Source organism: Natronococcus sp. CG52 (assembly GCF_023913515.1).
In the GTDB taxonomy this organism is placed as follows: domain Archaea; phylum Halobacteriota; class Halobacteria; order Halobacteriales; family Natrialbaceae; genus Natronococcus; species Natronococcus zhouii.
In genome coordinates this window covers 3,114,042-3,140,971 of record NZ_CP099391.1, presented here as the reverse complement: position 1 = coordinate 3,140,971, position 26,930 = coordinate 3,114,042, and the positions used below count along the sequence as shown (strand labels likewise).

At 64.6% G+C, this 26,930-nt stretch carries 23 protein-coding genes; 11 read left to right on the top strand and 12 right to left on the bottom strand.

What is annotated here, in order from left to right; genetic code table 11:
- Positions 1-254: 254 nt before the first annotated feature.
- On the bottom strand, positions 255-1,064 hold the full coding sequence (locus tag NED97_RS15760; protein ID WP_252487970.1) for a helix-turn-helix transcriptional regulator: 810 nt from the start codon (positions 1,062-1,064) through the stop codon (positions 255-257).
- A gap of 534 nt (positions 1,065-1,598) precedes the next feature.
- Between NED97_RS15760 and dpsA the strand changes: the two genes are divergently transcribed.
- Positions 1,599-2,144: a DNA starvation/stationary phase protection protein DpsA gene (gene dpsA, locus NED97_RS15755; RefSeq protein WP_252487969.1), complete on the top strand. Its 546-nt coding sequence runs from the start codon at positions 1,599-1,601 to the stop codon at positions 2,142-2,144.
- Positions 2,145-2,163: 19 nt separating this feature from the next.
- Here the strand turns inward: dpsA and NED97_RS15750 are convergent, their stop codons facing one another.
- Positions 2,164-2,457 (bottom strand): amphi-Trp domain-containing protein, encoded by a 294-nt coding sequence (locus tag NED97_RS15750; protein ID WP_252487968.1) that lies wholly within the window; start codon positions 2,455-2,457, stop codon positions 2,164-2,166.
- Between the two features lie 684 nt (positions 2,458-3,141).
- On the opposite strand from NED97_RS15750, the gene NED97_RS15745 reads away from it, so the two are divergent.
- From NED97_RS15745 to NED97_RS15735, 3 genes are all read left to right on the top strand, one after another.
- Positions 3,142-6,390, top strand: coding sequence for a PAS domain S-box protein (locus NED97_RS15745; RefSeq protein ID WP_345781208.1), 3,249 nt, complete (start codon positions 3,142-3,144; stop codon positions 6,388-6,390).
- 568 nt (positions 6,391-6,958) lie between these two features.
- A complete protein-coding gene (locus NED97_RS15740; protein ID WP_252487966.1) occupies positions 6,959-7,387 on the top strand; it encodes a DUF7344 domain-containing protein in 429 nt (142 codons plus the stop codon).
- 197 nt (positions 7,388-7,584) lie between these two features.
- The gene (locus tag NED97_RS15735; RefSeq protein WP_252487965.1) at positions 7,585-7,869 is read left to right on the top strand and encodes an Hsp20/alpha crystallin family protein; all 285 of its coding nucleotides are present in this window, start codon (positions 7,585-7,587) and stop codon (positions 7,867-7,869) included.
- 302 nt (positions 7,870-8,171) lie between these two features.
- On the opposite strand, the gene NED97_RS15730 is transcribed toward NED97_RS15735, so the two are convergent.
- Entirely contained in the window at positions 8,172-8,462 is a 291-nt protein-coding gene (locus tag NED97_RS15730) for a hypothetical protein (RefSeq protein WP_252487964.1), read from the bottom strand.
- Positions 8,463-8,494: 32 nt separating this feature from the next.
- Here NED97_RS15730 and NED97_RS15725 point away from each other — a divergent pair, with 32 nt between their 5' ends.
- Positions 8,495-9,586, top strand: coding sequence for a glycerol dehydrogenase (locus tag NED97_RS15725; RefSeq protein WP_382207161.1), 1,092 nt, complete (start codon positions 8,495-8,497; stop codon positions 9,584-9,586).
- Positions 9,587-9,616: 30 nt separating this feature from the next.
- On the opposite strand, the gene NED97_RS15720 is transcribed toward NED97_RS15725, so the two are convergent.
- On the bottom strand, positions 9,617-10,252 hold the full coding sequence (locus tag NED97_RS15720) for a metal-dependent hydrolase (RefSeq protein ID WP_252487963.1): 636 nt from the start codon (positions 10,250-10,252) through the stop codon (positions 9,617-9,619).
- Between the two features lie 249 nt (positions 10,253-10,501).
- On the opposite strand from NED97_RS15720, the gene NED97_RS15715 reads away from it, so the two are divergent.
- Positions 10,502-11,782 (top strand): hypothetical protein, encoded by a 1,281-nt coding sequence (locus tag NED97_RS15715; protein ID WP_252487962.1) that lies wholly within the window; start codon positions 10,502-10,504, stop codon positions 11,780-11,782.
- A 236-nt stretch (positions 11,783-12,018) separates the two neighbouring features.
- On the opposite strand, the gene NED97_RS15710 is transcribed toward NED97_RS15715, so the two are convergent.
- The 8 genes from NED97_RS15710 to hypF form a co-directional block, all read right to left on the bottom strand.
- Positions 12,019-13,215 (bottom strand): right-handed parallel beta-helix repeat-containing protein, encoded by a 1,197-nt coding sequence (locus tag NED97_RS15710; protein WP_252487961.1) that lies wholly within the window; start codon positions 13,213-13,215, stop codon positions 12,019-12,021.
- 174 nt (positions 13,216-13,389) lie between these two features.
- Positions 13,390-15,981, bottom strand: coding sequence for an ABC transporter ATP-binding protein/permease (locus NED97_RS15705; RefSeq protein ID WP_252487960.1), 2,592 nt, complete (start codon positions 15,979-15,981; stop codon positions 13,390-13,392).
- Positions 15,978-16,976 carry an ABC transporter permease gene (locus tag NED97_RS15700; RefSeq protein ID WP_252487959.1) on the bottom strand — a complete coding sequence of 333 codons (999 nt, stop codon included), beginning with the start codon at positions 16,974-16,976 and terminating at the stop codon, positions 15,978-15,980. Before NED97_RS15700 ends, NED97_RS15705 begins: the two co-directional genes overlap by 4 nt.
- A gap of 4 nt (positions 16,977-16,980) precedes the next feature.
- Positions 16,981-18,753: an ABC transporter substrate-binding protein gene (locus tag NED97_RS15695; RefSeq protein ID WP_252487958.1), complete on the bottom strand. Its 1,773-nt coding sequence runs from the start codon at positions 18,751-18,753 to the stop codon at positions 16,981-16,983.
- Positions 18,754-19,040: 287 nt separating this feature from the next.
- Complete coding sequence (locus NED97_RS15690; protein ID WP_252487957.1) at positions 19,041-19,412, bottom strand: winged helix-turn-helix transcriptional regulator; 372 nt, start codon at positions 19,410-19,412, stop codon at positions 19,041-19,043.
- Between the two features lie 58 nt (positions 19,413-19,470).
- Positions 19,471-20,013, bottom strand: a complete 543-nt coding sequence (locus NED97_RS15685; protein WP_252487956.1) for a class I SAM-dependent methyltransferase — start codon at positions 20,011-20,013, stop codon at positions 19,471-19,473.
- 27 nt (positions 20,014-20,040) lie between these two features.
- Positions 20,041-20,427 (bottom strand): tRNA (N6-threonylcarbamoyladenosine(37)-N6)-methyltransferase TrmO, encoded by a 387-nt coding sequence (gene tsaA, locus NED97_RS15680; RefSeq protein WP_252487955.1) that lies wholly within the window; start codon positions 20,425-20,427, stop codon positions 20,041-20,043.
- The gene (hypF, locus tag NED97_RS15675) at positions 20,424-22,826 is read right to left on the bottom strand and encodes a carbamoyltransferase HypF (RefSeq protein WP_252487954.1); all 2,403 of its coding nucleotides are present in this window, start codon (positions 22,824-22,826) and stop codon (positions 20,424-20,426) included. Before hypF ends, tsaA begins: the two co-directional genes overlap by 4 nt.
- 189 nt (positions 22,827-23,015) lie before the next feature.
- On the opposite strand from hypF, the gene NED97_RS15670 reads away from it, so the two are divergent.
- The 5 genes from NED97_RS15670 to NED97_RS15650 all read left to right on the top strand — a co-directional run bounded on the left by NED97_RS15670 (position 23,016) and on the right by NED97_RS15650 (position 26,911).
- Positions 23,016-23,390, top strand: a complete 375-nt coding sequence (locus NED97_RS15670; protein ID WP_252487953.1) for a HypC/HybG/HupF family hydrogenase formation chaperone — start codon at positions 23,016-23,018, stop codon at positions 23,388-23,390.
- Complete coding sequence (hypD, locus tag NED97_RS15665; protein ID WP_252487952.1) at positions 23,383-24,543, top strand: hydrogenase formation protein HypD; 1,161 nt, start codon at positions 23,383-23,385, stop codon at positions 24,541-24,543. The genes NED97_RS15670 and hypD overlap by 8 nt, the downstream gene beginning before the upstream one ends.
- On the top strand, positions 24,540-25,592 hold the full coding sequence (gene hypE, locus NED97_RS15660) for a hydrogenase expression/formation protein HypE (RefSeq protein ID WP_252487951.1): 1,053 nt from the start codon (positions 24,540-24,542) through the stop codon (positions 25,590-25,592). Before hypD ends, hypE begins: the two co-directional genes overlap by 4 nt.
- Before the next feature lie 73 nt (positions 25,593-25,665).
- A complete protein-coding gene (locus NED97_RS15655; protein WP_252487950.1) occupies positions 25,666-26,649 on the top strand; it encodes an alpha/beta hydrolase in 984 nt (327 codons plus the stop codon).
- A 76-nt stretch (positions 26,650-26,725) separates the two neighbouring features.
- Positions 26,726-26,911, top strand: coding sequence for a hypothetical protein (locus NED97_RS15650; RefSeq protein WP_252487949.1), 186 nt, complete (start codon positions 26,726-26,728; stop codon positions 26,909-26,911).
- Positions 26,912-26,930: the final 19 nt, after the last annotated feature.

The window sequence follows — 26,930 nt, the reverse complement described above, 5'->3', positions numbered from 1 at the left end:
CCGCCTGAAGTTCCTCGTCCGTGTAATCGTGACCGTGAACTTCCTTCACGTGATCTTTGGCTACTATATCTGGTACCAATTCGGCAACCGCTGACGACCGTGCAGACGATGGAAGGGTCGTCTCCCCCTGGAGACGGAGGCACCGCCCGCTACGTGGCCCACCGCAACGTCCAAGCCCGTCGACAGCGCCCACGATATCGATACAAAAAGACCCGACGGAGTTTCCCCCGACTCCGGTCACGGTAGCCGTACGATCACTCCACCATCGTTTCGAGAGGGACCGTCGGGGTCTTGCGCTGATATGATTCGTAGACCGATTCCGCCCACTCACGCGCCTCTTCGGCATCAGTATCGACCAATACTCGGACCATCACGCTATCGGGGTCGTAGCCACTGAGCGCGATTCGATCGTCGAAGAGACCGACGCCGTAGGACGGTAAATCGTCGTGCAACCAGACGGTGAGATTGCCGCTCTCTAACGTCTCGGAAAAGAGTTCTGGGCAGGTCGAACGAATGTATCTGGCGACTCGTGGCGGATCGATAATCTCCGCCTGCATACCGTCGATGATCCGCTGACAGAGCTCGTCCTTACACGGCTGGAGCAGAGCCACATCGAACCCGACGAACCGAAACCGATCGGTCTTCCGGAGCAAGGACGTGAACCGGGTCACCGGGCGGTACGGATCATCGGCATCAGCGACCGTCACGACCGCATCAGCGCACATATCGATCGTGAACCCGCTCTCCTCACCCGGAAGCCAGTGCCAGACGTCACGAATCTCCCGCTCAGTTTCGACCCGCTCAATCAGCTCCGCCATCGCAGAGGCGATATACGCGCCCAACTGCGTCGTCTCGTACTGATATCCGTTCTTGCGAATCCAGCTGCGGTCTTCGAACTCGCTGAGCGTCCGCCGAATCGTCGACGACGATACCCCAGTCATTTCCCAGAGTTCGGACCGACTCCGGGGACGGACAGTCAACGCGACAAGCGCCGGGATACGGTGTTCCGCTCGCGCGAGATACGCAATATCGTCGATGGACGATATAGCGGTAGTTGATGTCATGGTACTCCTACGCACACAACCGGTATAGTTATTCCTCTACAATGACGATCGTTTCTACTCGGATAACTGATTCAGAGATCGGTAGCAGCGAAGACCAGGTGCCGGCGATCAGCCGTGAACGGGCAGTAGACGCACTCTGTACGTTCAACGAACTGACGTTTGAACCTGAATGCACCCATCGCGCGATCACACGACTGATTGAACGCGGGTACCTTTGCGAGATTGACGGCAGCCTCCGCGCGACTACTTCCACTGAGGAGAGGTAGCAACTCACCCCTCTACCCTTCGTTACTACGCGCCTGAAATACGTGATCTCTCACGAGTAAACGGAGTATCGGCACCGACTCGTCTCGGCCAAAAGGTCTCTTCTCCGCCGTCCACTGTCTATCGTTTCTATCGAGAAACCCATATAGTTTTCATATCCACTTGGGTAGAATTCAATCGTGCTAAAAAGAGATAGCATAGTTTTAGGCGGGGCGAAAATGTACACAAGTTGAAAATTATAAGGGAGCCGGGGGGCTATCTCCCGGTGCGATGAGCACCCAAGAAATCGTCCGCCAAGAGGCCGATACCGTTGAAGAGAACCCTGTCCGACTCGATCAAGATAAGGCGGAGCAGGTTATCGACGCGTTGAATACCGACCTTGCCGACGCGTACGTCCTGTACCACCAGCTCCACAAGCACCACTGGAATGTCGAAGGTGCGGAACACCTCCCTATCCACCGCTTCCTTCAAGAAGCCTACGAAGACGTGGAAGAAGCCGCCGACGATATCGCCGAACGGATCCAGGCACTCGGCGGCGTCCCGCACGCCAGTATGCAGGCACTCTCAGACGCAGCGACCGTCGAGTCCGAAGACGAGGACGTCTACGACATCCGCACGTCCTTCGAAAACGACCTCGAGATGTACGGCAGCATCATCGAGAGCTACCGTGAGCACATCGAACTCGTTGAGGGACTCGGTGACTTCGCCACGAGCGAAATGCTCCGCGAACAGCTAGTCGATCTCGAGGAGCACGCCCACGTCATCGACCACTACCTCGAAGACGATACGCTGGTCCTCGAGGAGGCAACGAAGTAATCCGCTGTCCGGCCCGCTTTTAGGCGATATCCGGCGCTTCGTCGTCGGTGCGCCCGGGGAGTTCTATCTCAATTTCGAGTTCCGGCTCTCCGATACCATCGAAGTCGATCTCCAATCCGATCGGCTCGCCGAAGGAGAACGGGAGTTCCCATTCATCACCAACGAGCGTGAGTTCGTCGTCATCGCGGAGTTGTTCGCCCAGCTCGATCAGGAACTCACCGGCGTCGCTCGCATCAAGACGGTACTCCTGTTCGAAGTTGCGTCCGGTTCGAATTGTCGTCAGATCGTCCGTATTGGATTCTTCGTCTTCCATTATTGAATGACCTCAACAGTGAGATCGCTTGCAATCCACCCGTCGGTATTCCCCGATTCCATGAAAACCATGGTTCCAGGGCGGCTTTCGCAGACGGATATTTCGGGGACTGAAGGCAGATCTGCCTCAAATTGGGATTCAGCGTGGGACAGCGTATCAGCGGACATCAGCCGTGTTTAGGTAGACCTAAAATAAAAAGGGTATGGTTTCGATGATCTCCTTCCAAGGAAGGGTATAGCTATACGTGAAGCGGGTAGGGTATCATCTCTCCACTCTCGGTCACTCCGCGCCTGAACACATCGTCTGCTATGAGTAAGCGGAGCATCGGCACCGGCTGATCTCGGACGAAACACGGTCGGAATCCGTTTTATGCCTTCAAACCACCGGATAAAAGCCATCGGTCACACCGTGACTATCTGCTACGATCGTGACTGATCGTCGCAAACACATATGGCGTATTATACAAGTTTCGCGGCATTGGAGTGTCGACGCCTCGTAATTACCCCTGGATTTTCGTAATAACTGGTGGACCTTCCAAAGCGAGGTCCAAACGCCTATTTCAAACGTGTTTGAATCGTTACAATAACGGTGATAATCCAGTGCCGGTGTTCCGTTCCGCTGCTGAACGCTCATTTCTACCGTGCGGTTCCTAAAATAATTCTAATTAGTGCAAAAATCCGGCTTATGAGGAGATATTTCTTACCTCCCGTACAGTTATTGGGAAGTATGGATAACGACTCTCCATCGGATAATGTAGAAACTGACGGGGACGTCGCCCCCGAATTCAGCCTCGATGAACCGGATAGTTCGGTGCTCTTCCGAAGTGTGGTCGAAACCGCACCGATCGATACTATCATCGTCGATAACGATGGCAGTATCGTATTTGCCAGCGAGTCGATTACGACCGTTCTTGGCCACTCGTCAGGCGCACTCGCGGGTGAATCTTTCGCAGACTTCGTCAACGTGGATCTCTCGAATATCGTATCCGACGACGACAGAAGCGATCGGCTGGACGTGTTCGCACGGCACGCAGCCGGCGGCGAGATCCGCATCAGTGCCGACGTTCGAGAAGTCGAACTCGAGGATCGACAGCTCTACGCGGTATTCGTTCGTGACTCGATAGAGCGTGAAACGTACGACCGGACGATCGACCGCTACGAGGCGCTCACTCAGGTGACGGGATACGGTATCTATCAACTGGACCGTGACGGACACTTCGAAATGGTCAACGGAACCATCATCGAGCGGCTCGGATACTCGCGCGATGAATTGTTGGGGGAACACGCGTCGATGGTCGTCGTCGAGGATGATCTCTCTACGTTCCGGAACGCTATCGAGAACCTGATCGATAGCGAGAATGAACGGGTTTCGACCCTCGAATTCAACGTCCGTACCGCTGACGGCGCAACGATCCCCTGCGAGGCGCGGATTACGCCGCTCCGCACTGATGGCTCGGTACGAGGGACGGTCGGTATCGTTCGCGACATTTCCAACCGCAAGGAACGCGCCGAGGAACTCCGGAAAGAACGAGGACTGATCGAGCACGTTCTCGAAACGAGCCCCGTCGGCATCGGCGTGATCACACCCGACGGCGACATCTCTCGGGTCAACGACCGGGCCGAAGAGTTGCTCGGTCTGACCATGGAGGAACTCTCCAATCAGACCTTCGACGCGTCCCAGCGAAAACTGTACGATTTCGAGGGCAAACAGGTATCGCCCGAAGACCTGCTGAGTCGAGTATTCGACGACCGAGAGCAAGTCATAGACACCGAATTCACCCTTGAACGGCCGGGCGGTGACCACGTCTGGGCCTCGATCAGTATCGCGCCGATGACGGACGCCGCCGGGGACGTCGAGAAGGCTGCTATCATTGCGACCGATATCACCGATCGGAAGGAACGCGAGGAGACGCTTCGAGAAGAGCGCGACGTCATCGAGCACGTCCTCGAGACCAGCCCGATCGGCATCGGCGTGATCACGCCCGACGGAGACATCTCCCGCGTGAACGATCAAGCCGAGGAACTGCTGGGCCTGACGATCGAAGAGATCACGAACCAGACACTCGACGTCTCTCAGCGCCGGTTCTACGGCGCTAGCGGACAGCAGGTACAGCCCGAGGATCTGTTGAGCCGCGTGTTCGACGACCACGAGCGTGTTCTCAACTCCGAGTTCAGGCTCGAGCGCCCCCACGGTGAGCGCGTCTGGACCGCTCTCAGCATCGCACCGATCGAGAACCCCGAGGGCGACGTCGAGAAAGCGGTCGTTATCGCGACGGACATCTCCGACCGAAAAGAACGCGAGAAGCGGCTGCGCGAGAGCGAGGCCCGGCTTCGCCAGATCGCCGAAAACATCAACAGCGCCATCTGGATGGCCGACGCTGACCTGAGCGAAGTCTTCTACATCAATCCCGCCTACGAGGCCATCACTGGCCGTTCGCGGGACTCGGTATACGACAACTTGACGAATCATTTCGACGCGGTCCACCCACAGGATCAGCACCGGGTCGAGACGGCAATGAAGGAAGTGGCCTACGCATCGAGCAACGACGCTACCGCGATCAGATTTCAGGAGAAGTATCGCGTCGTCCAGCCCGACGGCTCCATCCGGTGGGTCAACAGCTTCGCGTTCCCGTTGCAAAACGACGACGGTGAGGTGTACCGGTTCGTCGGTGTCGTCGACGACATCACCGAAGTGAAAGAACAGCAGCTCGAACTCGGCCGCCAGCGCGACGAGCTGGAAACGCTCAACCAGATCAATACCGTCATCCGACGAGTCAACCAGGGGCTGGTCCAGGCGGCTACCCGAGAGGAGATCGAGCGCCAGGTCTGTGAAACCCTCACCGACTCGAAACTGTACCACGCCGCGTGGATCGGCGAAATCGATACCGGGATCCGTGATGTCACGCCAAAGACCGGCGATGGACATCGTAGTGGGTTGTTCGAGAGATCGTTCGATATCGACGCGGTCGACGCGATCTCGATGGCAGTCGAGTCGGGCGACATCCAGATCATCCGCAACAGTAGCGACCTCCCGGCGGGACTGGCTCTTTCCGACTCCAGCGAGGAAGATGCGTTCGAGAGCTGGCAGTCGTCCGCAGCGGTGATCCCGGTAATATACCAGGAAACGGTCTACGACGTACTCGTCGCGTACTCGTCGCGTGCGAATGCGTTCAGCGTTCGGGAGCAGGCCGTACTGTTCGAGCTTGGCAAGACGATCGGGCTCGCGATCAACGCGGTCGAACGGAAGGAGGCGCTGCTCACCGATGAGATCGTGGAACTCGAGTTCGGTATCCACGACTCGAGCGTATTCTTCGTGAGAGCATCGGACGAGCTCGCCGCCGAATTCGAGATGGAGGGCATCACGTCACAGTCCGACGGCTCGTATCTCCAGTATTTTACGGTAACCGGTAGCTCATCGGAACGAGTACTCGAATTTGCCAACGGCGATCGGAGTATCGAGCATGCGCGCATCGTTACCGATCACGAAGGCGGCGCTCTCCTCGAATTTATCGTTGGCGGCCCATCACTGGCAACTGCCTTGGCCGAGTATGGCGGTACCATCCGTGCTGCCAGGTTTACCGAGGGAAAGGGGACTGTCGCCGCAGCGTTCTCCCGGTCGGCCGACGTCAGGAACGTCGTCGAGGCTATCCAGTCGACGTTTGTACAGACCGAACTCATCAGCAAGCAGGAGCGCGAGCACTCGGTCCACTCGAACTGGGAATTTCAGGCGACGCTCGAGGAGATGCTCACGGAGCGCCAGCGATCGACACTCGAGACCGCGTACTACGCGGGGTACTTCGAGTGGCCGCGGGACAGCTCCGGCGAAGACGTGGCTGATTCGCTCGATGTCGCCCCGGCGACGTTCCACCAGCACGCTCGAGAGGGGATGCAGAAGCTGGTCGAAACGTACATCGAAGATGTACCGGTCGCGTAACCTCGAGTTCTCCCGTCCCGACTGGATACGGCGATCTACCTGGTCGACCGTGGCAACATCCCGCCAACGAAGATCGTCTCGTGGGGCTGCGAGTTGAAGCATGTAGCCCGACCGCTCCAGCACCACATAATATGGAAACAGCAGGCGAACGGGGACCTAATTACGTTGGGCGCCGGTTTTGATTCGACGGGCGGCGCCGATAGTCCAGCGAGATCCCAAAACGTCGAATTTGCCGCAGTACTCGTCCTGCAACCCGATCGCACTGCTATCAGATCACGGCTGGGCTCTGCTGGCGGGCGGAGCGCAGACTGACTCGGGCGGAATCCAATTCTACTAGGCACCCAATTCGTGTAGGTATCTCCTGTCCGTGACAGCGAAAACTGTCAGCGGACGAGACACCGCGCGTTCACAGCTGAAAGAGATAGCGAACCACCAAAATATAGAATACGCGTTCCAGAATCTGTACCGGCCGAAAATTGCCGAGAGGGAGCTATTGCTCGAGTGAACTGCGGCGATTGCTTTCTTTAGGACTGGTGGCTTTGCTGCTTGACCAGGTAATAGATACCCGATGAAGGACGAGCGACTACCGGCCGAAAGAGAGCGAAAATTGACAGCCCCCCAGAAATACGAGTCGAAACGCATCGACGAGGGGGTCGTCGTTGCAGACGGGGGGAACCAGATAAACGAGTTCATAGAGTTGATCGCCGACAAACGGCGGAGATACGTGCTGTACTTTCTTCGAAACCGAGGGAATACCGAATTTGAAGCGGTAACCGAACAGGTCACCGCCTGGGAGACCGAAACGCCGCCCGAAGAACTGGACGAACAGACGAGAAGGAATATTCGAATCGATCTCCGTCACTCACACCTTCCGAAACTCGAAGATACAGGAATAATCCGGTTCGATCGTCGGAACGGGTCCATATACCTTCAGCACTTACCGGACTCTCTCGAGAAGTACCTCGATTACTGTGCGGATATCGAATGTCAGCAATAAGAGGATGGTCGAATCAGTCCCCTCCGGCGTCGAAAATAGATCGCGTGGATTCCGTCTGAAGGCGGAATTGCAGCCACTATCGGACCCGCTCGTCACAGTAGTTGAAGCGAGCGTCAGCAAGTCGCCGACCTCGTCTGGTCGTTCGGTAGACTGGACGACAGTTGACGGAATCGATACCGATCGTCAGCAACGCGAAGATGAGCCAAAATAATAACCGGGGCAATCGGGCACGTGAGCCCGCGTCGGACGACTGTCTGATCGACACTCGCTTCGACGACGAATTCATCGTCATTGCTGACATTCCAGGGGTGAGCAAGGACGATCTCTCGGTTGGCATCAACCCGAAAACGAACACCCTCGTAATTAGCAAGGTCGGGATCGTCCTCGAGCGGATTCCCCTTCCCTGGCAGCCGACTGAAGCAACCACTGTCCGATTCAACAACGGTGTCCTCGAAGTTCGCGTGCGACCGACCCGACCCTGACTGTCACACCGGACGTGAACAGCCACCCGAAACCCACCGAAAGCCGAGAAATACCCCGCTACACACCGTGGCTGCGAGCAGACAGCACCGACCTGGTAGATTCGGTTACCGAGACTACACCACTATGCTGTTCCGAGTTATCAAAGACGTGTGATTCACGAGAGCTAGCTTCCACGTCTACGAGCCGCTCGAGAGTGTGATCGGTAACCGCGAGACGTCGCGACGACGTGCGTTCGCCGCGTTCATCACCAGTCCTCGAGCGCGACTCGCTACACACCCGAGCTACCCCAAGCGAGCCGCTGCTAGGGGTTGGATCGAATCGAGGGGTTGCCGCGGGTTCGGTCGTACTGAAACGGGATCGACGAGAGGGATCGGACGGGGGGATCGCGACCGCGTTCGAGCGGGAAGGGACCAACGCCGTCGTCAACGGACGGAATGCTGACCGCGGTGCGAAGACAGTGCGACAGGTTCGTGACGACGGCGGTGAGGCGGTGTTCGTCGGGCGTCAGAGGCGAATCGGCGGTCGAAGCGCTCCTCGAGGAGGCTCCGTCCTCGAGACAGTCGAACTGACGGTTTGCATTGCGAGCATACACCTATTTTTGCGCTGGTCGTGGGAGGAAAAGCCGTGATTCGATCGTTCAAATCCCCGATGGAGTACGTCCAGGGACGTGACGCAGTTAGTCAGCTCGGCGAGCGAGTCGCGCCGCTCGCGGAGTCAGCGTTGGTACTCGGCGACTCGGAGGTCCTCGAGATCGTCGGCGAACGGGCCGAAGCGAGCCTCGAGGGGAGCGACGTCGACGCGACGGTCGAGGAGTTCGGCGGGGAGGCCTCCGAGACGGAGATCGATCGGATAACGGAGGTCGCCCGGGAGACCGACGCGGACGTGATCGTCGGCGCCGGCGGCGGGAAAGCGCTCGATACGGCCAAAGCCGTCCGGGAGAACGCGGGCGGGGCGATGGTTTCGATGCCGACGATCGCCTCGACCGACGCGCCGACCTCGAGTCTCTCCGTGATCTACTCCGAGGAGGGCGAGTTCGAGCGGTACTGGTTCTACGAGTCGCACCCGGACCTGGTGCTCGTCGACACGTCGGTTATCGCCGGCGCGCCCGCCCGGTTCTTCTCGTCGGGGATCGGGGACGCGATGGCGACGTGGTTCGAGGCCGACGCGGTGCACAGAACCGGCGGCGACAACTTCTTCGACGAGGATCCAACCTACGCCGCGCACTCGCTCTCGAAGCTCTGCTACGACCTGTTGCGAGACCACGGCGTCTCGTCGATACGGGCCGTCGAGCACGGTACCGTCACCGAGAGCGTCGAGGCGGTCACCGAGGCGAACACCCTCCTGAGCGGACTCGGGTTCGAAAACGGCGGTATCGCGGCCGCGCACTCGGTTCACAACGGACTCACGCAACTCGAGGATACCCACCACGCGACCCACGGCGAGAAGGTAAACTTCGGGACGGTCACGCAACTCGTCCTCGAGGGACGGAGTAACGACTTCATCGCGGACGTGATCGACTTCTCGGTGGACGTCGGGCTTCCCGTGACGCTCGGCGAACTCGGCGTCGATGACCCCTCACACGACGACCTCAGCCGCGTTGCGGAGGCGGCGGTTGCCGACGAGGAGACCGTTCACAACGCGTTCGACGTGAGTAGCGACGAGGTCCGCGACGCGATGATCGCGGCCGACGAACTCGGTTCCAGACGGCTGTCGTAATCCGGCCGTCGAGGCCGTGCGGCCGATTTCTCAGTCGCCGATGCGCTCGAGGTCCGATTCCTCGACCGGCAAGAACCGTTCCGGGAGGTACTCCAGGACGGGTTCGGGGACTCGCTCGAGCAGCCACTCGGCGACCACGACGAGCGGCTTTCGCACGAGCGTATAGCCCGCCGAAATCGCGAGCAGCGCGATCACGACGGTCCGAACGATCCCGTCGAATACCACCAGCCCGGGGATCGCCAGCGCGCCAGCGAGCGCGAGGTCCGCCGGCGAGCCGTCGTAGCGAATCCAGCGTCGCGGTTCGAGCCACCGGCCGTGATAGTGGCTGTAGACCGCCCGGTCGGAGCTCCCCTTCCACGGCTTCAACTCGAGGCCGCTGCCGAACACGTCCATGAACGAGTGCAGCGCGGCGGCGAGGAGGAAGACCGCGACGGCGACGGTCGTCTCGGTCGTGACGAGCACCGCGACGACGGTCGCCGGCGCCGCGAGCAGCCAGTAGTAGACGGGAAAGTGAAGCGTCCGTCGATGGCCCGCGTAGAGGTCGAAGTCGGGAAACAGGCCGCCGGCGATCGCTGCGACGGCGACGACGAACGCGAACTGCGGCGCAACGAGCGCGAGGACGGCGGCGAGCACGAGTCCCGCGAACGCGTGAGTCGTTGCCATCATCGTGTGATGATACGTGTTCGGCAGGGGGCCACATATGAGCGTCGCGTGTTCGAGCAAGCGGTCGACACGCGTCTCCGTGCTCGCTCGAGGATTCGCTTCCGTGACTCCCTCGTCCGGATACCGCACGCACGACCTTTCATCAGCGATCGAATTCTGCAAGCCTCGAACTTTACCTGAAAACGGCTGTACGAGGAATCGAACCACTATCGCTTGCGTGCGACGCGAGACGAGCGCACCTGTCGCCTGACGATGTCACGCACTCCAACCCGAGCGTTTCACGGCGAGCGATCGAACGCCGCAATCTCCTGGTTAGCGATCGCCGTCGTCCTTGCCGTTGGAACGCAAGCACTCCTCGACGGGCTCGTTCACGAAGTACTGTTCGCCGCGACGGTGACGACGGTCGCACTCGTCCCCGCAATCGCACTCGAGTCGAAACGCGCCGCACTCCCGTGGGAAGTGACGGCGATCACGATCGCACCGCTGCTCGCGGCCGTGTTTGCACCCGACCTCTGGAGCCGGCAGCTCGTCCTCTACGTCGGCGCTGCGACGATCGCACTCGCGCTCACGCTCGAGGTACACGCGCTCACCGAGGTTCGCCTCGAACGGTGGCTCGCCGTCACCTTCGTCACGATGCTGTCGGCGGCGGTCGCGGCGACCTGGGCGACGCTCACGTGGGCGCAAGACCTCGTCACCGGGACCGACATCCTCGCGACAAACGCGGAGCTGATGTGGCTCCTGATCACCGCGACTGCGGCGGGCATCTTCGCGGGCGTGTGCTTCGACCGCTACTACCGGCGGTTTCCCGGGGACGAACTCGTCTCGGCACCGGTCGAGGGCGTCGAGGAAGAGGTGTTCGCGACGAAAGCCGACATCGACGGCTACCCGCCGCTCGAGGAGCGACTTCCGCTCTCCGAACGCGGGCAACGGGGACTCGTCTGGACGCTACGGCTCGGCATGGTCGCGATTCTCGCCTACGGCGTCGCGACGCTCGATACCGGGGCGATCTCCAACGCGGCCGCGATGCTCGCGGTTACGTTCGTGCCAACCCTGCTCCGTCGCCGGTTCGATATTCCGTTCGACTCGGGACTCGTGCTCTGGATCACGGGAGTCGTCTTTCTCCACGCGATCGGTTCGTTCTACGTCTACGACCGCTCGTTCTGGTGGCACAACCTCACCCATCCCCTCTCGGCGACGCTCGTCGGCGCGATCGGCTACGTCGCGATCCGAATCCTCGACGAGCACCGCGACGAGATTCACCTTCCGTCCGAACTGACGCCGGGGTTCGTCGTGATCTTCGTTCTTTCGTTCGGCGTCTTCTGGGAGATCGGCGAGTTCAGCCTCGACGTCGTCGCCGGCTTCACCGACCTCCAGATGCCCCTCGCCCAGCACGGGCTCGACGACACGATGTCAGACATCGTGTTCAACACGATCGGTGCGATCGTCGTCGCACGCTGGGGTCTTCCCTACCTCACCGACGTAACCGACGCCGTGACGGATCGCCTCGAGGGCTGGTGGATTCTGCGGGAGTGATCCGTTTTCGCGCCGTGTTTCGACGGCGAGGGTCGAGACGTCGTAGATACTCAGCCCGCGCTCGGGATCGTCTTCGGGGGCGGTAAACTCGAGGTCGCCGAGCGGTTTGCGATGAGCTGTCGATCACGAACCGATCGGCGGCGATCGACTCTAAACCCGTCGCTCGTCTCCGCCGTCCTCGAGCGCCGCCTCGCCGTCTCGAGCCGACCGAGAAACTGGTACGGCGGCACACGTCGCTACGTCTCCCACGACGTCTCTTTCTCTGCGAGCCGGGGCGGCGCCTCCGGATCGGGCATCGTCGGTCGGTCCTCGGGAACCGGCTGGTCGCGCCAGTCACCAGCTTCGAAATCGTCGTCCTCGCCGCGCCGCTCCTGTTCTTCGTACACCGTGGTGACCCGGTCGTCCCCGTCACTCGCGTCAGTCTCGATATCTCCGGGGAGACTCGTGCGGAACTCGTTGTCCGCGAATCGGTTGTCCTCCCCTGCAGGATGTCCGAGCGCAAGATCCGCGACTCCGGATTCGCTGACGTCGTTCTCCCGCACCTCGTTTCCCGACGGCTCGACCACGTTCGGTTCGACGGCGATGCCGAAGTTCTCGTGGTCGCGCACCTCGTTGTCTTCGACGAGGTTGTCCAGTCCGCCCCAGAGAAGGATCCCCGTCCCGAACGCCGGGTAGGTGAGCTCTTTTGCGGGTGCGTCGGTGTTGTGGTTCTCGTAGACCTCGTTGTTCACGATGCGGTTCGACTCCTGTGGCGGATCTGCCTCGTCTAACGTGTTCGGAACGATTCCGGCCCTGTTGTACCGCCAGGTCGAGTCCCGGATGGTCAGATCGCCGCCCGCGCTCGTGCCGGAGTACCCCAGGTTGTTGTGCTCGGCCACGACGTTCTCGATCACCGCCTCGAAGGGGTGATTCCGCCCGAGGTAGAACCCGGCGCTGACGTGCCCCGAGGCGTAGCTGTGTTCGAATCGACCGTCGCGAGAGCGGTAGGCGTAGACGCCGTAGTCACCGTTGTTGTACGCCGTGAGGAAACTCCCCCGGAACCCCTCGACGTACCGCCAGTAGAAGGCGTTGACCCGGTAGTGTCGCGCGGTCACGTTCTCCAGTGCGACCCCGTCCGCTTCGACGACGATCCCGTGATCTCGATCGAACTCGCCGTCCAGAACGACCTCGTTGCGGTCCGTTCCCCGGATCGTGAGCTCCGGCGTCGCGACCTCGACGCGCTCCTCGTACGTGCCCGGCTCGAGGAGAACGAGGGCTCCGGGCTCGGCGTCGTCGACGGCGCCCTGAATCGTCGGTCGGTCCCCGGGTACGCGAATCGTCTCGTAGTTCGTTCGTCCGGTTCGCGATCCGGACGGGACGGCGACGCCAGCGAGTCCCGCGATGCCGACCGTCCGGAGGAGGGTTCGCCGAGTCTGTTCCGCGTGGGCGTTCATCGTGGTGACACCTAGCTCACACACTACCCGAAGCAGCGGCTTTGCTCTTCGGGGGTGCTACCGTCCGCGTCGAACTCACCACGCCGGAGCTCCACGCTGCCAGTTCCGGAGCGGGAATCGACACCCGTGATCGTCGGGTGACCGAGCGCGGAGTACTGTCGATCGAGGGCGAACTCAGTTGTCGGGTCCGCCATCACCGACGGACCGGTCGTCTTCGCCGGCCGGCGAGAGCGCAACCGCGGCCTCGATGAGCCGCCGTGTCTGTTCGTGTTCGGGCTCCCGGAGGATCGACGCCACGGATGCCTGCTCCACGATGCGGCCGCCGTGGAGGACGGCGATCTCGTCGGCGAACGTGCTCGCTCGGGCGACGTCGTGCGTGATGTGCAACAGCGTGATCCCGCGCTCGTCGACGAGGTCGTAGAGGAGGTCGAGGAGGTCCTCCTGGAGCGGCGCGTCCAGCATCGACGTCGGCTCGTCGGCGACGAGCAGCGAGGGCTCCAGGACGAGCGCTCGAGCGACGGCGACCCGCTGGCGCTCGCCGCCGGACAGTTCCGTCGGGTAGCGGCGGGCGTACTCGTCGGTGGAGTCGAGTCCGACGTCGGCGAGCGCCGCGCGAACGCGCTCGTCGCGCTCCGCCTCGCTTCCCACGTCGTGAATCTCGAGGGGTTCGCAGACGAGACGCTCAACCGTCCGGTTGGGCGCGAGCGAACTGTACGGATCCTGGAACAGGTAGTGGTCCTCCCGTCCGAGACGCTTCGGATCGAGCGACAGCCACTGACCGACGGTTTCCCCGTCGATCCGAACGACCCCCGAGTCTGGAGCGACCAGCCCGAGGGCCATCTTGCCGAGCGTGGTCTTGCCGGCGCCGCTCTCGCCGAGGAGGGCCACCGACTGCCCGCGCTCGACGCGGAGGTCGACTCCCTCGAGCACGCGCTCGTCGCCGAAGGACTTGGCGACGCCCTCGTAGACCAGGTGCGGCGCCGCCGTCTCGGCAGCCGTCGACTCGGCCGGCAGTCGGTCGGGTTCGGGCATCGTCGGTCGGGCCTCGAGCAACGCTTCGGTGTAGGAGTGCTCCGGCGCCCGCTGAAGGCGGTCGACGGCGCCGACCTCGACCAACTCCCCGTCCCGCATCACGGCGATCCGGTCCGCGAGCCGGGTCACTGCCGGCAGGTCGTGAGAGATAACCACCAGCGAGAGCTCTCGCTGCGCCTGCAGTTCCTCCAAGAGTTCGAGGACGGTCACCGTCGTCACCATGTCCAGCCCGGTCGTCGGTTCGTCGACGACGAGCACCGCGGGATCGTTGACGAGCGCCATCGCGATCACGCCACGCTGGCGCATCCCGCCGCTGAGTTCGTGTGGGTACCGGTCGTAGCTCTCGGCGGGCAGTCCGACGCCCTCGAGGGCGTCGTGCGCGATCCCCCTCGCCCGGCCGCGGTCGACCGGCCGGTGCACTCGTACCGCTTCGACGAGCTGGTCCTCGAGCGACAGCCGCGGATCGAGGGCGTTCATCGCCTCCTGTGGGACGAACGCGATCTCGTCGCCGCGGACGTCCGCCATGTCGGCGCCGACGGGGGCGTCGCGGTCGGCGTACAGCGTCACGCGCCCGTCGGTGACCCGGGCGGGCGGCCCGAGAAGGTCGAGCAGCGCGAGCGCGACGCTGCTCTTGCCGCTCCCGGACTCGCCGACGATCCCGAGGCGCTCGTTCGCGCGAACCTCGAGGGAGACGCCGTCCACCGCCGGAGACCTATCCTCGCCGTACTCGACGCTGAGATCGGATACCTCGAGGACCGGCCGACCGGAAGCGGTTCCGCCGTCGGGAGCGGCGCCCGCCGCGGGGTCCTCGCGCCCGCCCTGGACGACGTCGACGTCGGGTCCCGACGCCGGTGTCGCGACGCTGCGGCGTTCCGCACCGGTGCGTCGCTCGACGCCGAGCGTGACGAAGATAAACGACAGGACGCTGCAGGTGATTGCCAGCCCCGGCGGGAGCACCCACCACTTCCACGCCTCGGTCAGAAATGCGCTCCGCTGCTGGGCGTAGAACAGGATCGTTCCCCAGCTCGGCGCCGTCGGATCGCCGAGGCCGAGGAAGGCGAGCGCCGCCTCGAGGAGGATAGCCATGCTCACGACCCTGGCGTACTGCGCGATGACGATCAGCGACACGGCGGGTACGACGTACCGCGTCGCGACGTGGAGTACTGATGCACCCATCGACCGCGAGGCCTCGATGTACTCCCGGTTCCGGATCGAGAGCACCTCCGAGCGGAGCTCCCTGGCGGGCCGCGCCCACATCACGGCCGACAGGACGCCGATGGTCGTCCACAGTCCCGGCCCCAGCACGGCCGCGACGACGATTATCAGGGGGAGAAACGGGATCGTCAGAACGACGTCGACGAACCGCATCAGGCCCCGATCGACCCGATCTCCGAGGAGACCCGCGGTGACGCCGACCAGGGTGCCGACGAGGACGGCGATCGTTCCGGCGACGAGCCCGACGAACATCGACACCCGCGCACCGACCAGCAGCAGCGAGAGGATGTCGTGACCCACGTCGTCGGTACCGAGGAGGTGGTCCTCGCCGGGGTCCTCGAACGGCGGTCCGGCCATCTCGTCGGCCGGATACGGCGCGAGCGTCGGTCCCAGTACACCCACGACGACGAACACGAGGATGCCGATCCCGCCGACGACGGCGAACCACTCGCGCCGTCCGTCGGTCGCACTCGAGGAGGCGAGCAATCGGCCGAGAACGCCGTCCCGATCGCTACTCACGGCGCCGACTCCTCCCGTGCGGCGTTCGTTCGCGGGTCGAGTCTCGAGTACGTCAGGTCGGCGACCAGATTCGCGCCGATCACGGTGACGGTGAGGAGCAGGAACGCCCCCTGCAGCGTCGGGTAATCGCGAGCGATGGCGGCGTCGAAGATCAGCCGGCCGACGCCGGGATAGGTGAAGACGGTCTCGATCACTACGGCGCCGCCGATCGCAGCGCCGACCTGAAGGGTGAATCGGGTGTACACCGGCAGGAGCGAGTTCGGAACCGCGTGTCGGAGCAGTATCTCCCGATCCGAGCATCCCTTGGCCCGCGAGAGCAACAGGAAGTCCTCGCCGAGCGTCGAGAGCACCGAATTCCGGGCGATGAGGTAGATTCCGCCCAGGTGCGTGAGCGACAGGGCCGCGACCGGCAGCGTCAGGTGCCAGATAACGTCACGGACCGCTCCGAGCGACGTCGCGCTACCCTCGAGCGACCGCATCCCGTAGGAGGGAAACCACCCGAGCCAGGCCGCGAAGATCGCGATGAACAGCATACCGACCCAGAACCCCGGCGCCGACATCGCGAAGACGACGGCGGTCATAAGCCCGACGTCGGTCCGATCTCCCTCGTGCCACGCGGAGAGCGCCCCGAGCAGCGTCCCGCAGACGACGGCGATGAGGAGCGCCGATCCGACGAGCAGCAGCGTCCACGGGAGGCGGGCGAGCAGGACGTCGCTCACCGGCCGGCCGTACATGACCGACGTGCCGAGGTCCCCACGGAGGACGCCGACGAGGTACTCCCAGAACTGGACGGGAAGCGGCTGGTCGAGCCCGTACACCGCGAGCACCTCCCGGCGCTCCTCGGGGCCGAGCTCCGTGGCTTCGGGCCCGATGAGGTACAGCAGAGGGTCGCCCGGCGCGAGGCGGGGCAGCGCGAAGTTGATCGCTACCGCGATCAGGAACGTCAGCCCGTACTCGAGTATTCGATAGCCGAACGATCCGGGATTCCAGCGCATCGTCTCAGTCGAACGTTTCGGTCACGACGTCGCCCCGGGCCTCCGGCTCGAGGAACGAGTACTTGTGGTTGATCCCGAGCCCCGGAGATTCGGCCCACGCGTCGTGAGAGTCGGTCCGATAGGCCTGCAACGACAGCGGATACCACAGCGGGATCGCCACCGGCTGCTCGTTGTGGAGTCGCTGCATCTCGTGAAGCACCTCGGACTGCTCGTCGAGCGTCTCGGCCTCGAAGTACTCCTCCTGCAGCTCCTCGTAGGCCGGATACTCGAGATCTTCCGGGTCGACGTCGTGGTCGCCGAGCAGTCCCTGATCCGGATCGACGTTCCACAGGAGGTTCGGCCCGCCCCGGTGGTTCATCAGGAACTGGTCGGGGTCCGCCGAGAGGTGGAGGTTGGTAAAGGAGATGTACATGTCGAAGGCGTCGAGGTCGCCGAAGAATCCGCGGACGGTTCCAGGGTCGGTCGTCACCACCTCGATGTCGAGGCCGAAACCCTCGAGCTGGTCGGCGATCAGCTGGGCGGCGCGGACGTACTGCGGCTCGTTGGAGGCGACGGTCAGCTCGAAGGAGAGCGGCTCGCCCTCGGGCGACTCGCGGATCCCGTCGTCGCCTTCCTCGTAGCCCAGTTCGTCGAACGTCTCGCGGGCCTCCTCGGGACGGTGGGGAATTTCCAGGTCCGAGGCCGTCCACGGCGAACGGGGGTGGGGGAATCCCTCGGTTCCCGGGATCGCCTCACCGAGCATGACGACGTCGACGATCGCGTCGATATCGAGCGCTCGCGACAGCGCCCACCGGAACTCGTGATCCCGGAACGGTAGCTGCGAGAAGTTGAGCCGGAGTTCGACGCCCTGGAGCTGGGTCGCCTCCACGACCTCGATCTCGTCGTCTTCCTCGAACTCCTGGAGCGTCTCCGGCGGGATCGGTCGCACCGTCGAGTCGAGTTCGCCCGTCTTCAGCGCCGTGAACGTTACGGACGGATCCGGAACGATGGGGACGACGATCTCGTCGACGACCGTTTCGCCGAGGTAGTAGTCGCCCGTGGCCTCGAATCGGAGTCGCTCGCCCTCTTCGTACTCGACGAGTTCGTACGGCCCGGTGCCGACGGGCAGCCCCTGGTACTCGAGCGGTTCCTCGACCCCCGACCAGACGTGCTCGGCCATGATCGGGAGGTCGGCGAAGGTAACTCGTCGGAGCGTCGGCGCGGGATACGCGGTCTCGAAGCGGACCGTTCGCTCGTTTTCGGCCTCGATTGTCGGAATCTCGGGCACCTGATTCACGTGGTGGGCGTGCCGGGAGTGCGGGCCGTCGCGGTAGAACCGGTAGCTGAACTCGACGTCCGCGGCGGTGAACGGCTCGCCGTCGTGCCACTCGACGTCCTCTCGGAGGGTTACCCGCCACGTCGTCTCGTCGACCTGCTCGGCTTCGGTCGCGAGACCCGGGATCGAATCGTCGACCTGCGGCGACGGCAGGAACAGCCGGTCGAACACGAGATCGTTGAGCCAGTCCCACCTGGCGTTCATCGCGATGTACGAGTTCAACGGCGCACCGGGATCGAGGATGATCGAGATCCGGAGACTGTCAGCGTCTCCATCGGCTTCTGACTCCCCTCCGTCGGCTGGGGCTCCACATCCCGCCAGCGCCGCGGCGCCGGCGGCGCCGAACGCCGAGAGTACGCGCCGGCGCGAGGCGAGCGAGCGCTTCGCCGCATCGCCTCGCGGATCGTCGGAAGTCGTTCCGTTCGGTCGCGTTCCGTCTGTAGAGTTGTGTGAGTCGAACATACCGATGCTTCTGATTCCAGAACCGGATTCAGGTTCTAGGCGTATAGTGTGCCAACTACTGCCAAATAACTTTCTGCGAATTGACGAGTCGTGACGTGTTCGGCTCCGCGAGGTGAGCTGACGACGGATCGCGAGTTCGAGGTCGACTACGACCCGGTCACGTCAGAAACGAGCGGTTGTCTTCTCTCTCTGACCGGCTGTGCTACGAACCGAGGTTCAGTTATCGGTACCGGCGGAGAACCCAGGGACCGGATCCGGAGACGCACTGCCGCGGTTGTGCCGACGACTCACCCCTCTTCCGCCGTCCACTCCAGCAGCGGCTGAATGCGCACCTCGAGTTCCCGGCCGCGAGGCGTCAGCGAGTACTCGACGCGCGGCGGGATCTCGTCGAAGCTCCGGCGCTCGATCAGCCCCTCGTCGGTCAGTTCCTCGAGCCGGGTCGAGAGTAGAGACGAACTCGTCGCGCCGAGTTGCTCCTCGAGTTCGCCGTAGCGCATCGGTCCGTGCGCGCCCAGCAGTCCGACGATCTGGAGCGCGTACCGCTTGCTGATCGTCTCGATGAGGCCGTCCACCGGACAGTAACAGACCGCTTCGTCGGTCGACGTCGAGGCCTCGACGGACGCCGGCGAACAGCAATCGCAGCTCCCGTGCTGTGACATGACTTGCCGTACGGTGGCGAACGGTATAACGCCACGGCCCGCTCTCAGCGTCGTGCGCTCATCGTTGCCGACGAGCGACCAGGCGCACCGTACAGTCGTCCGGAGTCACGTCGACCGGTTCCTCGTAGCGGACGATCCGCAGGTCGAGACACGCGTGGAGGAGTTCGTTCGTCCGTACGCGAAACCGGCGGTCCTCACCCGTCTCCAGCCGGTGCTCGTAGAGCAACAGTCCGCCGGGCGCCAGCGCATCGAGGAGATCCGGAAGGCGCTCCCGCGTTCGGAAGTAGGTGACGACGACGACGTCGTACGCCTCCGGTTCGAGATCCATCTCGTTCGCGTCGGCCCGCAGAAAGTCGACGTCGGCGCCGGCGTCGTCCGCCCGACGGCGAGCGTGTGCGAGCGCTTCGTCGGAGACGTCGACGCCCGTAACGTCCAGTCCGCGCTCCGCGAGGAAGATCGCGTTCCGGCCGCCGCCACACGCCAGATCGAGGGCGGTTCCTCCGGGTAGCTCGTCGGCGTGTTCCCGGACGATCGTCGCGGCTTCCTCGGAGGGCGTATTCTCCCGGTACCGGTCGTTCCAGCGGTCGCGATCGTCGCTCATCGCGTGTGGGATGTCGGGGACGCCGGATCAACGCTCCGCTTGCAGCGCCGGTTTGACGTCCACTACCGGCGAGCCGTCGAGCGCGTCGAGACCGCGAACGCGGAGCTCAAGGCCCGTTCGATCCAGCAGCAGGCAGGTACAGATCCCGAGCGGGTTCGGTCGGTGTGGCGTCCGCTTCGCGAACGCGCCGACGCCGTCCCGGCCGAGCGAATCGCGATCGGCACGATCGGCCCAGTAGACGATAGTCAACCGGTAACAGTCGTCGATGCCGTCGAGCGCGTCCGCGTACGGTTCGACGATCTCGATCGTCGCTTCGGCGTCGCCGGCGAAGCCCTGGTGCGGGGCGTCCTCCGGCGAATCGTACGGCGTGCGAGCGACCCCGACGGGAACGAGTTCTGGACGGGAAGCTGTCACGGGTCGACCTCACCTCGAGCGACCCGAGCCGCTGCGACCGCCATCTGACCGTAGGCGATCCCGCCGTCACCCGGCGGGATGCGCTCGTTGCCGAGGAACGCGAGCCCCGCGTCGGTAACCTCCTCGCGAATTCGCGTCGCGACGTGATCGTTGTACGCCACGCCGCCGGTCAGCGCGACCGCCGCTCGATTCCGCTCGGTCGCCGCGTCGACGGCGAGATCGGCGAGTCCGCGAGCCAGCGCGTCCTGGGCGGTGGCCGCGACGCGTTCCTCGGAGCGTCCCGACTCGAGCAGGTCGACGAGTTCGGCGAAGAGCGCCGGGGTGTCGACCACGGGTCGCCCGTCTCCGTGCGCGGTCGGGACGTCGACGTCGACCGGCCTTCCGTCGGCCGCGAGCGCCTCGAGCTTCATCGCCGGCTCGCCCTCGTAACGCCGTTCGTCGCAGACGCCGAGCAGGGCGGCGACCGCGTCGAGGAATCGCCCGGCGCTGCTCGTCAGGGGGACGTTGACGTCGGTCTCGAGTTGCTGGCGGACGAGATCGCGCTCCTCGTCGCCGTCGGGAAACGGGACGCCGTGGTGATCGAGCAGTCGGGTCACGCGATCCGGATCGTGGGCGTACAGCAGCCCGGCGACCATCCGACCGGGGTAGCGCGTCGCCCGGTCGCCGCCCGGCATCGGCACCGGGTCGAGGCCGCCGACTCGCTCGAAGTCGGACAGGGAAGCGTCGAGCACCTCGCCGCCCCAGACGGTGCCGTCCGAACCGTAGCCTACTCCGTCCAGCGTGAGCGCGACGGCGCGCTCGAGGTCGCGCTCGGCGAGGACGCTCGCGGCGTGGGCGTGATGGTGCTGGACGGCGACGCTGCGCTCGGTAAGGCCGTCCGCGACCAGTCGACGGGCGTAGTCGGTCGTGTTGAACTCGGGGTGGGCGTCGTGGGCGACGATCGGTGGGTAATCGAGGCCGGTGACGTCGAGTAGATGATCGACGGCGTCCTCGAAGGACGCGAGGGTCTCGAGGTCGTCGACGTCGCCGAGGTACTGGGTGAGGTAACACTCGCCCTCGTGCAGGACGCCGGCGGTCGCGTCGAGTTCGGGTCCCGTTCCGAGGACGGGCGTCGAGGGCACGTTCTCGAGGGGGACCGGAATCGGAGCGAATCCCCGCGAGCGGCGGACGAGTCGCCGCTCGCCGTCGACGACTCGCGCGAGGGAGTCGTCACAGCGAGCGACGATGCGCCGGTCGTGGAGGCAGAAGCCGTCGGCGACGGCCGCGAGGCCATCGACCAGCGGTCCGTTGTCGGTCAGCATCGGCGTCCCCGGGAGGTTGGCGGACGTCATCACCAGCGGTGCGTCGATCTCGTCGAACAGGAGGTAGTGGAGCCCCGAGTAGGGAAGCATCGCGCCGACGGTGTGAAGTCCGGGTGCGACGTCGGCCGCGAGATCGGTGCCGGTCGATCCCGCGGCGAACCGATTTTGCTCGAGCAAGAGGATCGGCCGCCGTGGGGACTCGAGTACCTCCCGCTCGCGCTCCGAGAGGGCGGCGAAGGACCGGACCGCGTCGGCGTCCGGTGCCATAACGGCGAACGGCTTCTCGGGGCGACCGGTCCGCTCGCGGAGCCGCGAGACGGCCGCGGCGTCGGTCGCGTCGCAGGCGAGGTGTGCGCCGCCGATTCCCTTCAGCACGACCGTCTCGCCGCGTCCGAGCGCCTCGGCGGCGCGTTCGATCGCCGTCCGTCCGTCCGTCGGCTCCTCGAGCGCGTCGGGGAACGGATCGCGCTCCCCGTCCGCGTCTTCCCCGACGGGAACGGCGGCATCGTCGTACACCCGACCGTACCGCAGCCGCGGCCCGCAGCGCGGACACGCGATCGTCTGCGCGTGGTAGCGGCGGTCGGTCGGCTCCTCGTACTCCTCGCGGCAGGCGTCGCACATGGGAAACGCGGCCATCGAGGTCGTCGGTCGGTCGTACGGCAGCGACTCGACGACGGTAAAGCGCGGCCCGCAGTCGACGCAGGAGGCCGCCCAGTAGTCGTGGTATCGGGAATCGGGGTCGCGAACGTCCTCGAGACACGCCTCGCAGATCGCCGTGTCCGGCGGGATCGTCCCGCCGCCGTCGCCGTCGCTTCCGGCGGAGTCGACGATCTCGAAGGTCTCGTAGGCGGTGTCGGCGACTCGTTCTCGATCGACGCGGACGGTTTCCACTCGAGCGAGCGGCGGCGCGTCCTCCCGCAGGTCCGCGAGCAGCGCGTCGACGCCGTCGCTCGGTCCCTCGAGTTCGATGCGGACGCCGGCGTCGCCGAGGTTGCGGACCGTTCCCCGCAGGTCGCGGTCGACCGCGCGCCGGTAGACGAACGGCCGAAAGCCCACGCTCTGAACGACGCCGGTCACGCGAACGGTCGCGCGCTCCATACGGACGAGTTCGCGCTCCGGCCACATAATCGCGACACCGAGTGGCACAGAACGAATCCGAGCGACGAGCCGACGCGTGCGGCCGGGAGACGCCGCTCGGCGACGTTCGTTCTCGATCTCGAAGTCGGTTCGGCGAGTCGAAGCGGCTCACGGCAAACTACTTTGCGTGTGTGGCACTATCTACCAACCATGTGTCTCGGAGTGCCCGGCGAGGTGAAATCCGTCGACGGATTACGGGCGACCGTCGACTTCTGGGGAGTGCGAAAGGAGGTGCGACTCGATACGGTCGACGCACCGGTCGAACCGGGCGACTACATCCTGAACCACGTCGGCTTCGCCATTCGCCGCATCCCGGACGGCGAGATCGACGAGACGATGGCGCTGTACGAGTCGTTCGTGGACGGCGACCCCGACGACATGCTGCGGGAGGACGTCGTCGACGAGATCGAAGCCGGCGGTAGCGTCCCGGCGAGCGCCGCCGGTATCGCGCCGGACGACGCCGAAGAGCCGGCCGACGCGGAGGACGCCGAAGATCTGCTCGAGGAGCTGGATATCGATGTCTGAAACGCCGCCGGGCGGCCCGACGGGCGGCCTACCGACCGGCGACGGCGAGAACGCGCTCGAGTTCCGCGACCCCGAGAAGGCGCGAGCGATCGCCGACACGCTCGCGGAGATCGGCGAGGAACTCGAGGATCCGCCGGCGACCGTCATGCACGTCTGCGGCAGCCACGAGCAGTCGATCGCCAAGTTCGGGATCCGTAGCATGCTGCCCGACACGGTGCGGCTCATCATGGGGCCCGGCTGTCCGGTCTGTATCACCGACATGCCGGAGGTCGACGAGGCGGTGGCGCTCGCCGAGTCGGGCGTTACGGTCGCGACGTACGGCGACATGCTGAAGGTTCCGGGGACGTCGAAGTCGCTCGACGACGCTCGAGCCGCGGGCGCCGACGTCCGCATCATCTACAGCGCCGGCGACGTCGTGGAGATCGCCGAGGAAGAGGACGGAGAGGTGGTCTTCTTCGCGACCGGGTTCGAGACGACGGCCGCGCCGACCGCGGCGGTCGTGCTGTCCGATCCGCCGCCGAACCTGTCGATCCTCTCCGCACACAAGTACGTCCCGCCGGCGATGGAGATCGTCGCGGAGATGCCCGACACCGACATTCAGGGCTATCTCGCGGCGGGTAACGCTGCGATTATCACCGGTTCCGGAATCTTCGAGGAGCTGGCCGAGCGCCACGAACTCCCGGTCGTTGTCGGCGGCTTCGAACCGCTCGACATCCTCGCCGGCGTTACCAGGCTCGTCGAGATGATCCGCGACGGTGAGGCGGGCGTCGAGAACGCCTATCCCCGGTGTGTAACTCGAGAGGGGAACGAACCCGCACAGGAGCAGCTCTGGGAAGTGTTCGAGGGCGTCAGCGGACAGTGGCGCGGTATCGCCGACATTCCCGACGCCAACCTCGTCCTCCGGGGGGAGTACGCCGAGTACGACGCCCGCGAGCGGTTCGAGATCGACACCGCCTCCCTCGCAGACGCCGGAGCGACGGGACTCGCCGACGACTGCATCTGCGGGGACATCATGTCCGGAACGGCCGAGCCGACCGATTGCGAGATGTTCGGCGAGGAGTGTACCCCGGACGACCCCGTCGGCGCCTGCATGGTGAGCAGTGAGGGTACCTGCAAGATCTGGCACGAGTACGGAGGGCGACCCGACATATGAGCGGCACCACGGATCCGTCGGCGGCCGACGACGAGCGACGCGTCGAACTCAAACACGGCGCCGGCGGGACGGCGACGCGGGACCTCGTCACCGAGACGCTCGCCGCGGATTTCGCGGACCCGGACGACGCGCTCGTCGGTCTCGCCGAGATGGACGACGGCGCGGTCGTGCCGGTTGGCGACGCGAGCGTCGTGGTGACGACCGATACCCACGTGATCGATCCGCCCTTTTTTCCCGGCGGCGATATCGGCCGACTCGCCGTCTCCGGGACGGTCAACGACCTCGCGGTGATGGGGGCGACGGACGTCCGGGCGCTCACGAGCGCGGTCGTCGTCGAGGCGAACTATCCGATCGCGAACTTAGAGCGAATCGCCGACTCGATGGCGTCGACCTGCGAGGAGGCCGACGCGTCGGTCGTCACCGGCGACACGAAGGTGATGGGAAACGGCGAACTCGACGGCGTCGTGATCAACACGACCGGAATCGGCGTCGCGGACCACGTCGTCTCCGACGCCGGCCTCTCGCCGAACGACGTGCTCATCGTCACCGACTCCGTCGGCGAACACGGCATCTCGCTGCTGGCCGAGCGCGAGGGCATCGAGTTCGGGAGCGACCTCGAGTCGGACGTCAAACCGCTGAACGACCTGCTCGCGGTCGCGCTCGAGACCGCCGGCGCGGACGTGACCGCGATGAAGGATCCGACGCGGATGGGACTGGCCGGCGCGTTGAACGAGATGGCCGCGAAGGGAGACGTCGGCCTCGAGATCCGCGAGGAGCGCGTTCCCGTAACCAGCGACGTGAAGGGGACGGGCGAGATGCTCGGGCTCGATCCGTTCCAGATCGCCAACGAGGGCGTGGCCGTACTCGGCGTCGCTCCGACGGTGGCCGAAGACGTGCTCGCCGCGCTGCGGGATCACCCGAAGGGCCGGAACGCGGCGGCGATCGGGAAGGTGATCGACGACCACCGGGGAAGAGTCGTCCTCGACACCGGGATGGGGGACCGCTACCTCCGCGAGCCCTCGAGCGAACCGGCGCCGCGGATCTGTTGAGTCGCGCACGCACGATCGGACAGCGTCCCGACGGGGAGCCGGTTTTATCGTTCTCGGTCGCAGGAGGACTCCTATGTCCGATTCCGGAGAGCGGCGGGCTGCCGAACTCGACCCGGACGCGCGAGCGTTCCTGGAGACGGCGGCGGCGCTCGACGCTCCCGATCTCACTCACCTCTCGATCGAGCAGGCTCGAGCGGCCCTCGAGGGACTGTACACGCCGAACGTCGAACCCGAGCCCGTCGCCGACGTGACCGAGCGAACGATCCGGGCGCCCGCCCGCGACGTTCGGGTACGAATCTACGATCCGGCGCCCGACGCGGCGCTCCCAGCAGTCGTCTACTTCCCCGGCGGCGGTTGGATCGCCGGCGACCTCGAGACCCACGACTCGGTCGCCCGCTCGCTGGCGCTCCGGGGTGACTGCGTCGTCGTCGCCTCCGACTACCGGAAGGCGCCGGAACACCCGTTTCCCGCGGCCGTCGAGGACGCCTACCTCGCGACGAAGTGGGCGGCCGACAACGCCGCCGAGATCGGTGCCGGCGACGGTCTGGCCGTCGCCGGCGACAGCGCGGGCGGCACCCTCGCGGCCGTCGTCCCGCAAATGGCCGCTGAGAAAGCGATCGACGCGCCGGAGATCGACCACCAGGTGCTGCTCTACCCGGCGACGGATTACGCCTTCGACACGCCCTCCTACGAGGAGAACGCCGACGGGTTCGCGCTGACGGCGCGGGCGATGGTGTGGTTCTGGACCCGCTACCTCCGCAGCGACGTCGACGGGGCGAACCCGCGGGCGTCGCCGCTTCGCGCCCGTGAGAGCGTCCTCGCCGCGCTCCCCCCGGCGACGGTCATCACCTGCGGCTTCGACCCGCTCCGGGACGAGGGGGTCGCCTACGCCGAGGCGCTCGAACGCGCGGGGGTTTCGGTCGAGCACGCGAACTATACCGACCTGATCCACGACGTCGCCAACATGCGGCGGCTCCCCGACCCGTTTCCGGACCTCGAGGCGGCCGACGACGTGCTCGAGCGCGCGGGGGCGGCGCTGCAGACAGCCTTCGAGTAGCGCTCTCGGGGGTTCCGATTTCGGCTCGAGGGCGAAACGTCTCGGCCTTTACGTGCCTCCTGGCCGTGGGAATCGTATGGACATCGACCGCGAGACGATCCGCGAGCGAAAGGACGTCTGCGCCGGTTGCGGGAGCCCGCTTCGCAAGGTGGGGTCGCTCGAGGGCGACCGACGAGGCGACGTCTTCGAGTGCAGCAAGCACGGCTGCGGCTACACGGAACACCGGCTGTACGGCGACCGGTACTACGAGACGAGAAAGTAGGTGTCCGCTCGAGATCCCG

Coding starts and splice junctions, on each gene's coding strand:
- NED97_RS15760 (WP_252487970.1), bottom strand. CDS start 1,064: ATGACATCAACTACCGCTATATCGTCCATCGACGATATTGCGTATCTC.
- dpsA (WP_252487969.1), top strand. CDS start 1,599: ATGAGCACCCAAGAAATCGTCCGCCAAGAGGCCGATACCGTTGAAGAG.
- NED97_RS15750 (WP_252487968.1), bottom strand. CDS start 2,457: ATGGAAGACGAAGAATCCAATACGGACGATCTGACGACAATTCGAACC.
- NED97_RS15745 (WP_345781208.1), top strand. CDS start 3,142: ATGAGGAGATATTTCTTACCTCCCGTACAGTTATTGGGAAGTATGGAT.
- NED97_RS15740 (WP_252487966.1), top strand. CDS start 6,959: ATGAAGGACGAGCGACTACCGGCCGAAAGAGAGCGAAAATTGACAGCC.
- NED97_RS15735 (WP_252487965.1), top strand. CDS start 7,585: ATGAGCCAAAATAATAACCGGGGCAATCGGGCACGTGAGCCCGCGTCG.
- NED97_RS15720 (WP_252487963.1), bottom strand. CDS start 10,252: ATGATGGCAACGACTCACGCGTTCGCGGGACTCGTGCTCGCCGCCGTC.
- NED97_RS15715 (WP_252487962.1), top strand. CDS start 10,502: ATGTCACGCACTCCAACCCGAGCGTTTCACGGCGAGCGATCGAACGCC.
- NED97_RS15710 (WP_252487961.1), bottom strand. CDS start 13,215: ATGAACGCCCACGCGGAACAGACTCGGCGAACCCTCCTCCGGACGGTC.
- NED97_RS15700 (WP_252487959.1), bottom strand. CDS start 16,976: ATGCGCTGGAATCCCGGATCGTTCGGCTATCGAATACTCGAGTACGGG.
- NED97_RS15695 (WP_252487958.1), bottom strand. CDS start 18,753: ATGTTCGACTCACACAACTCTACAGACGGAACGCGACCGAACGGAACG.
- NED97_RS15690 (WP_252487957.1), bottom strand. CDS start 19,412: ATGTCACAGCACGGGAGCTGCGATTGCTGTTCGCCGGCGTCCGTCGAG.
- NED97_RS15685 (WP_252487956.1), bottom strand. CDS start 20,013: ATGAGCGACGATCGCGACCGCTGGAACGACCGGTACCGGGAGAATACG.
- hypF (WP_252487954.1), bottom strand. CDS start 22,826: ATGGAGCGCGCGACCGTTCGCGTGACCGGCGTCGTTCAGAGCGTGGGC.
- NED97_RS15670 (WP_252487953.1), top strand. CDS start 23,016: ATGTGTCTCGGAGTGCCCGGCGAGGTGAAATCCGTCGACGGATTACGG.
- hypD (WP_252487952.1), top strand. CDS start 23,383: ATGTCTGAAACGCCGCCGGGCGGCCCGACGGGCGGCCTACCGACCGGC.
- hypE (WP_252487951.1), top strand. CDS start 24,540: ATGAGCGGCACCACGGATCCGTCGGCGGCCGACGACGAGCGACGCGTC.
- NED97_RS15655 (WP_252487950.1), top strand. CDS start 25,666: ATGTCCGATTCCGGAGAGCGGCGGGCTGCCGAACTCGACCCGGACGCG.
- NED97_RS15650 (WP_252487949.1), top strand. CDS start 26,726: ATGGACATCGACCGCGAGACGATCCGCGAGCGAAAGGACGTCTGCGCC.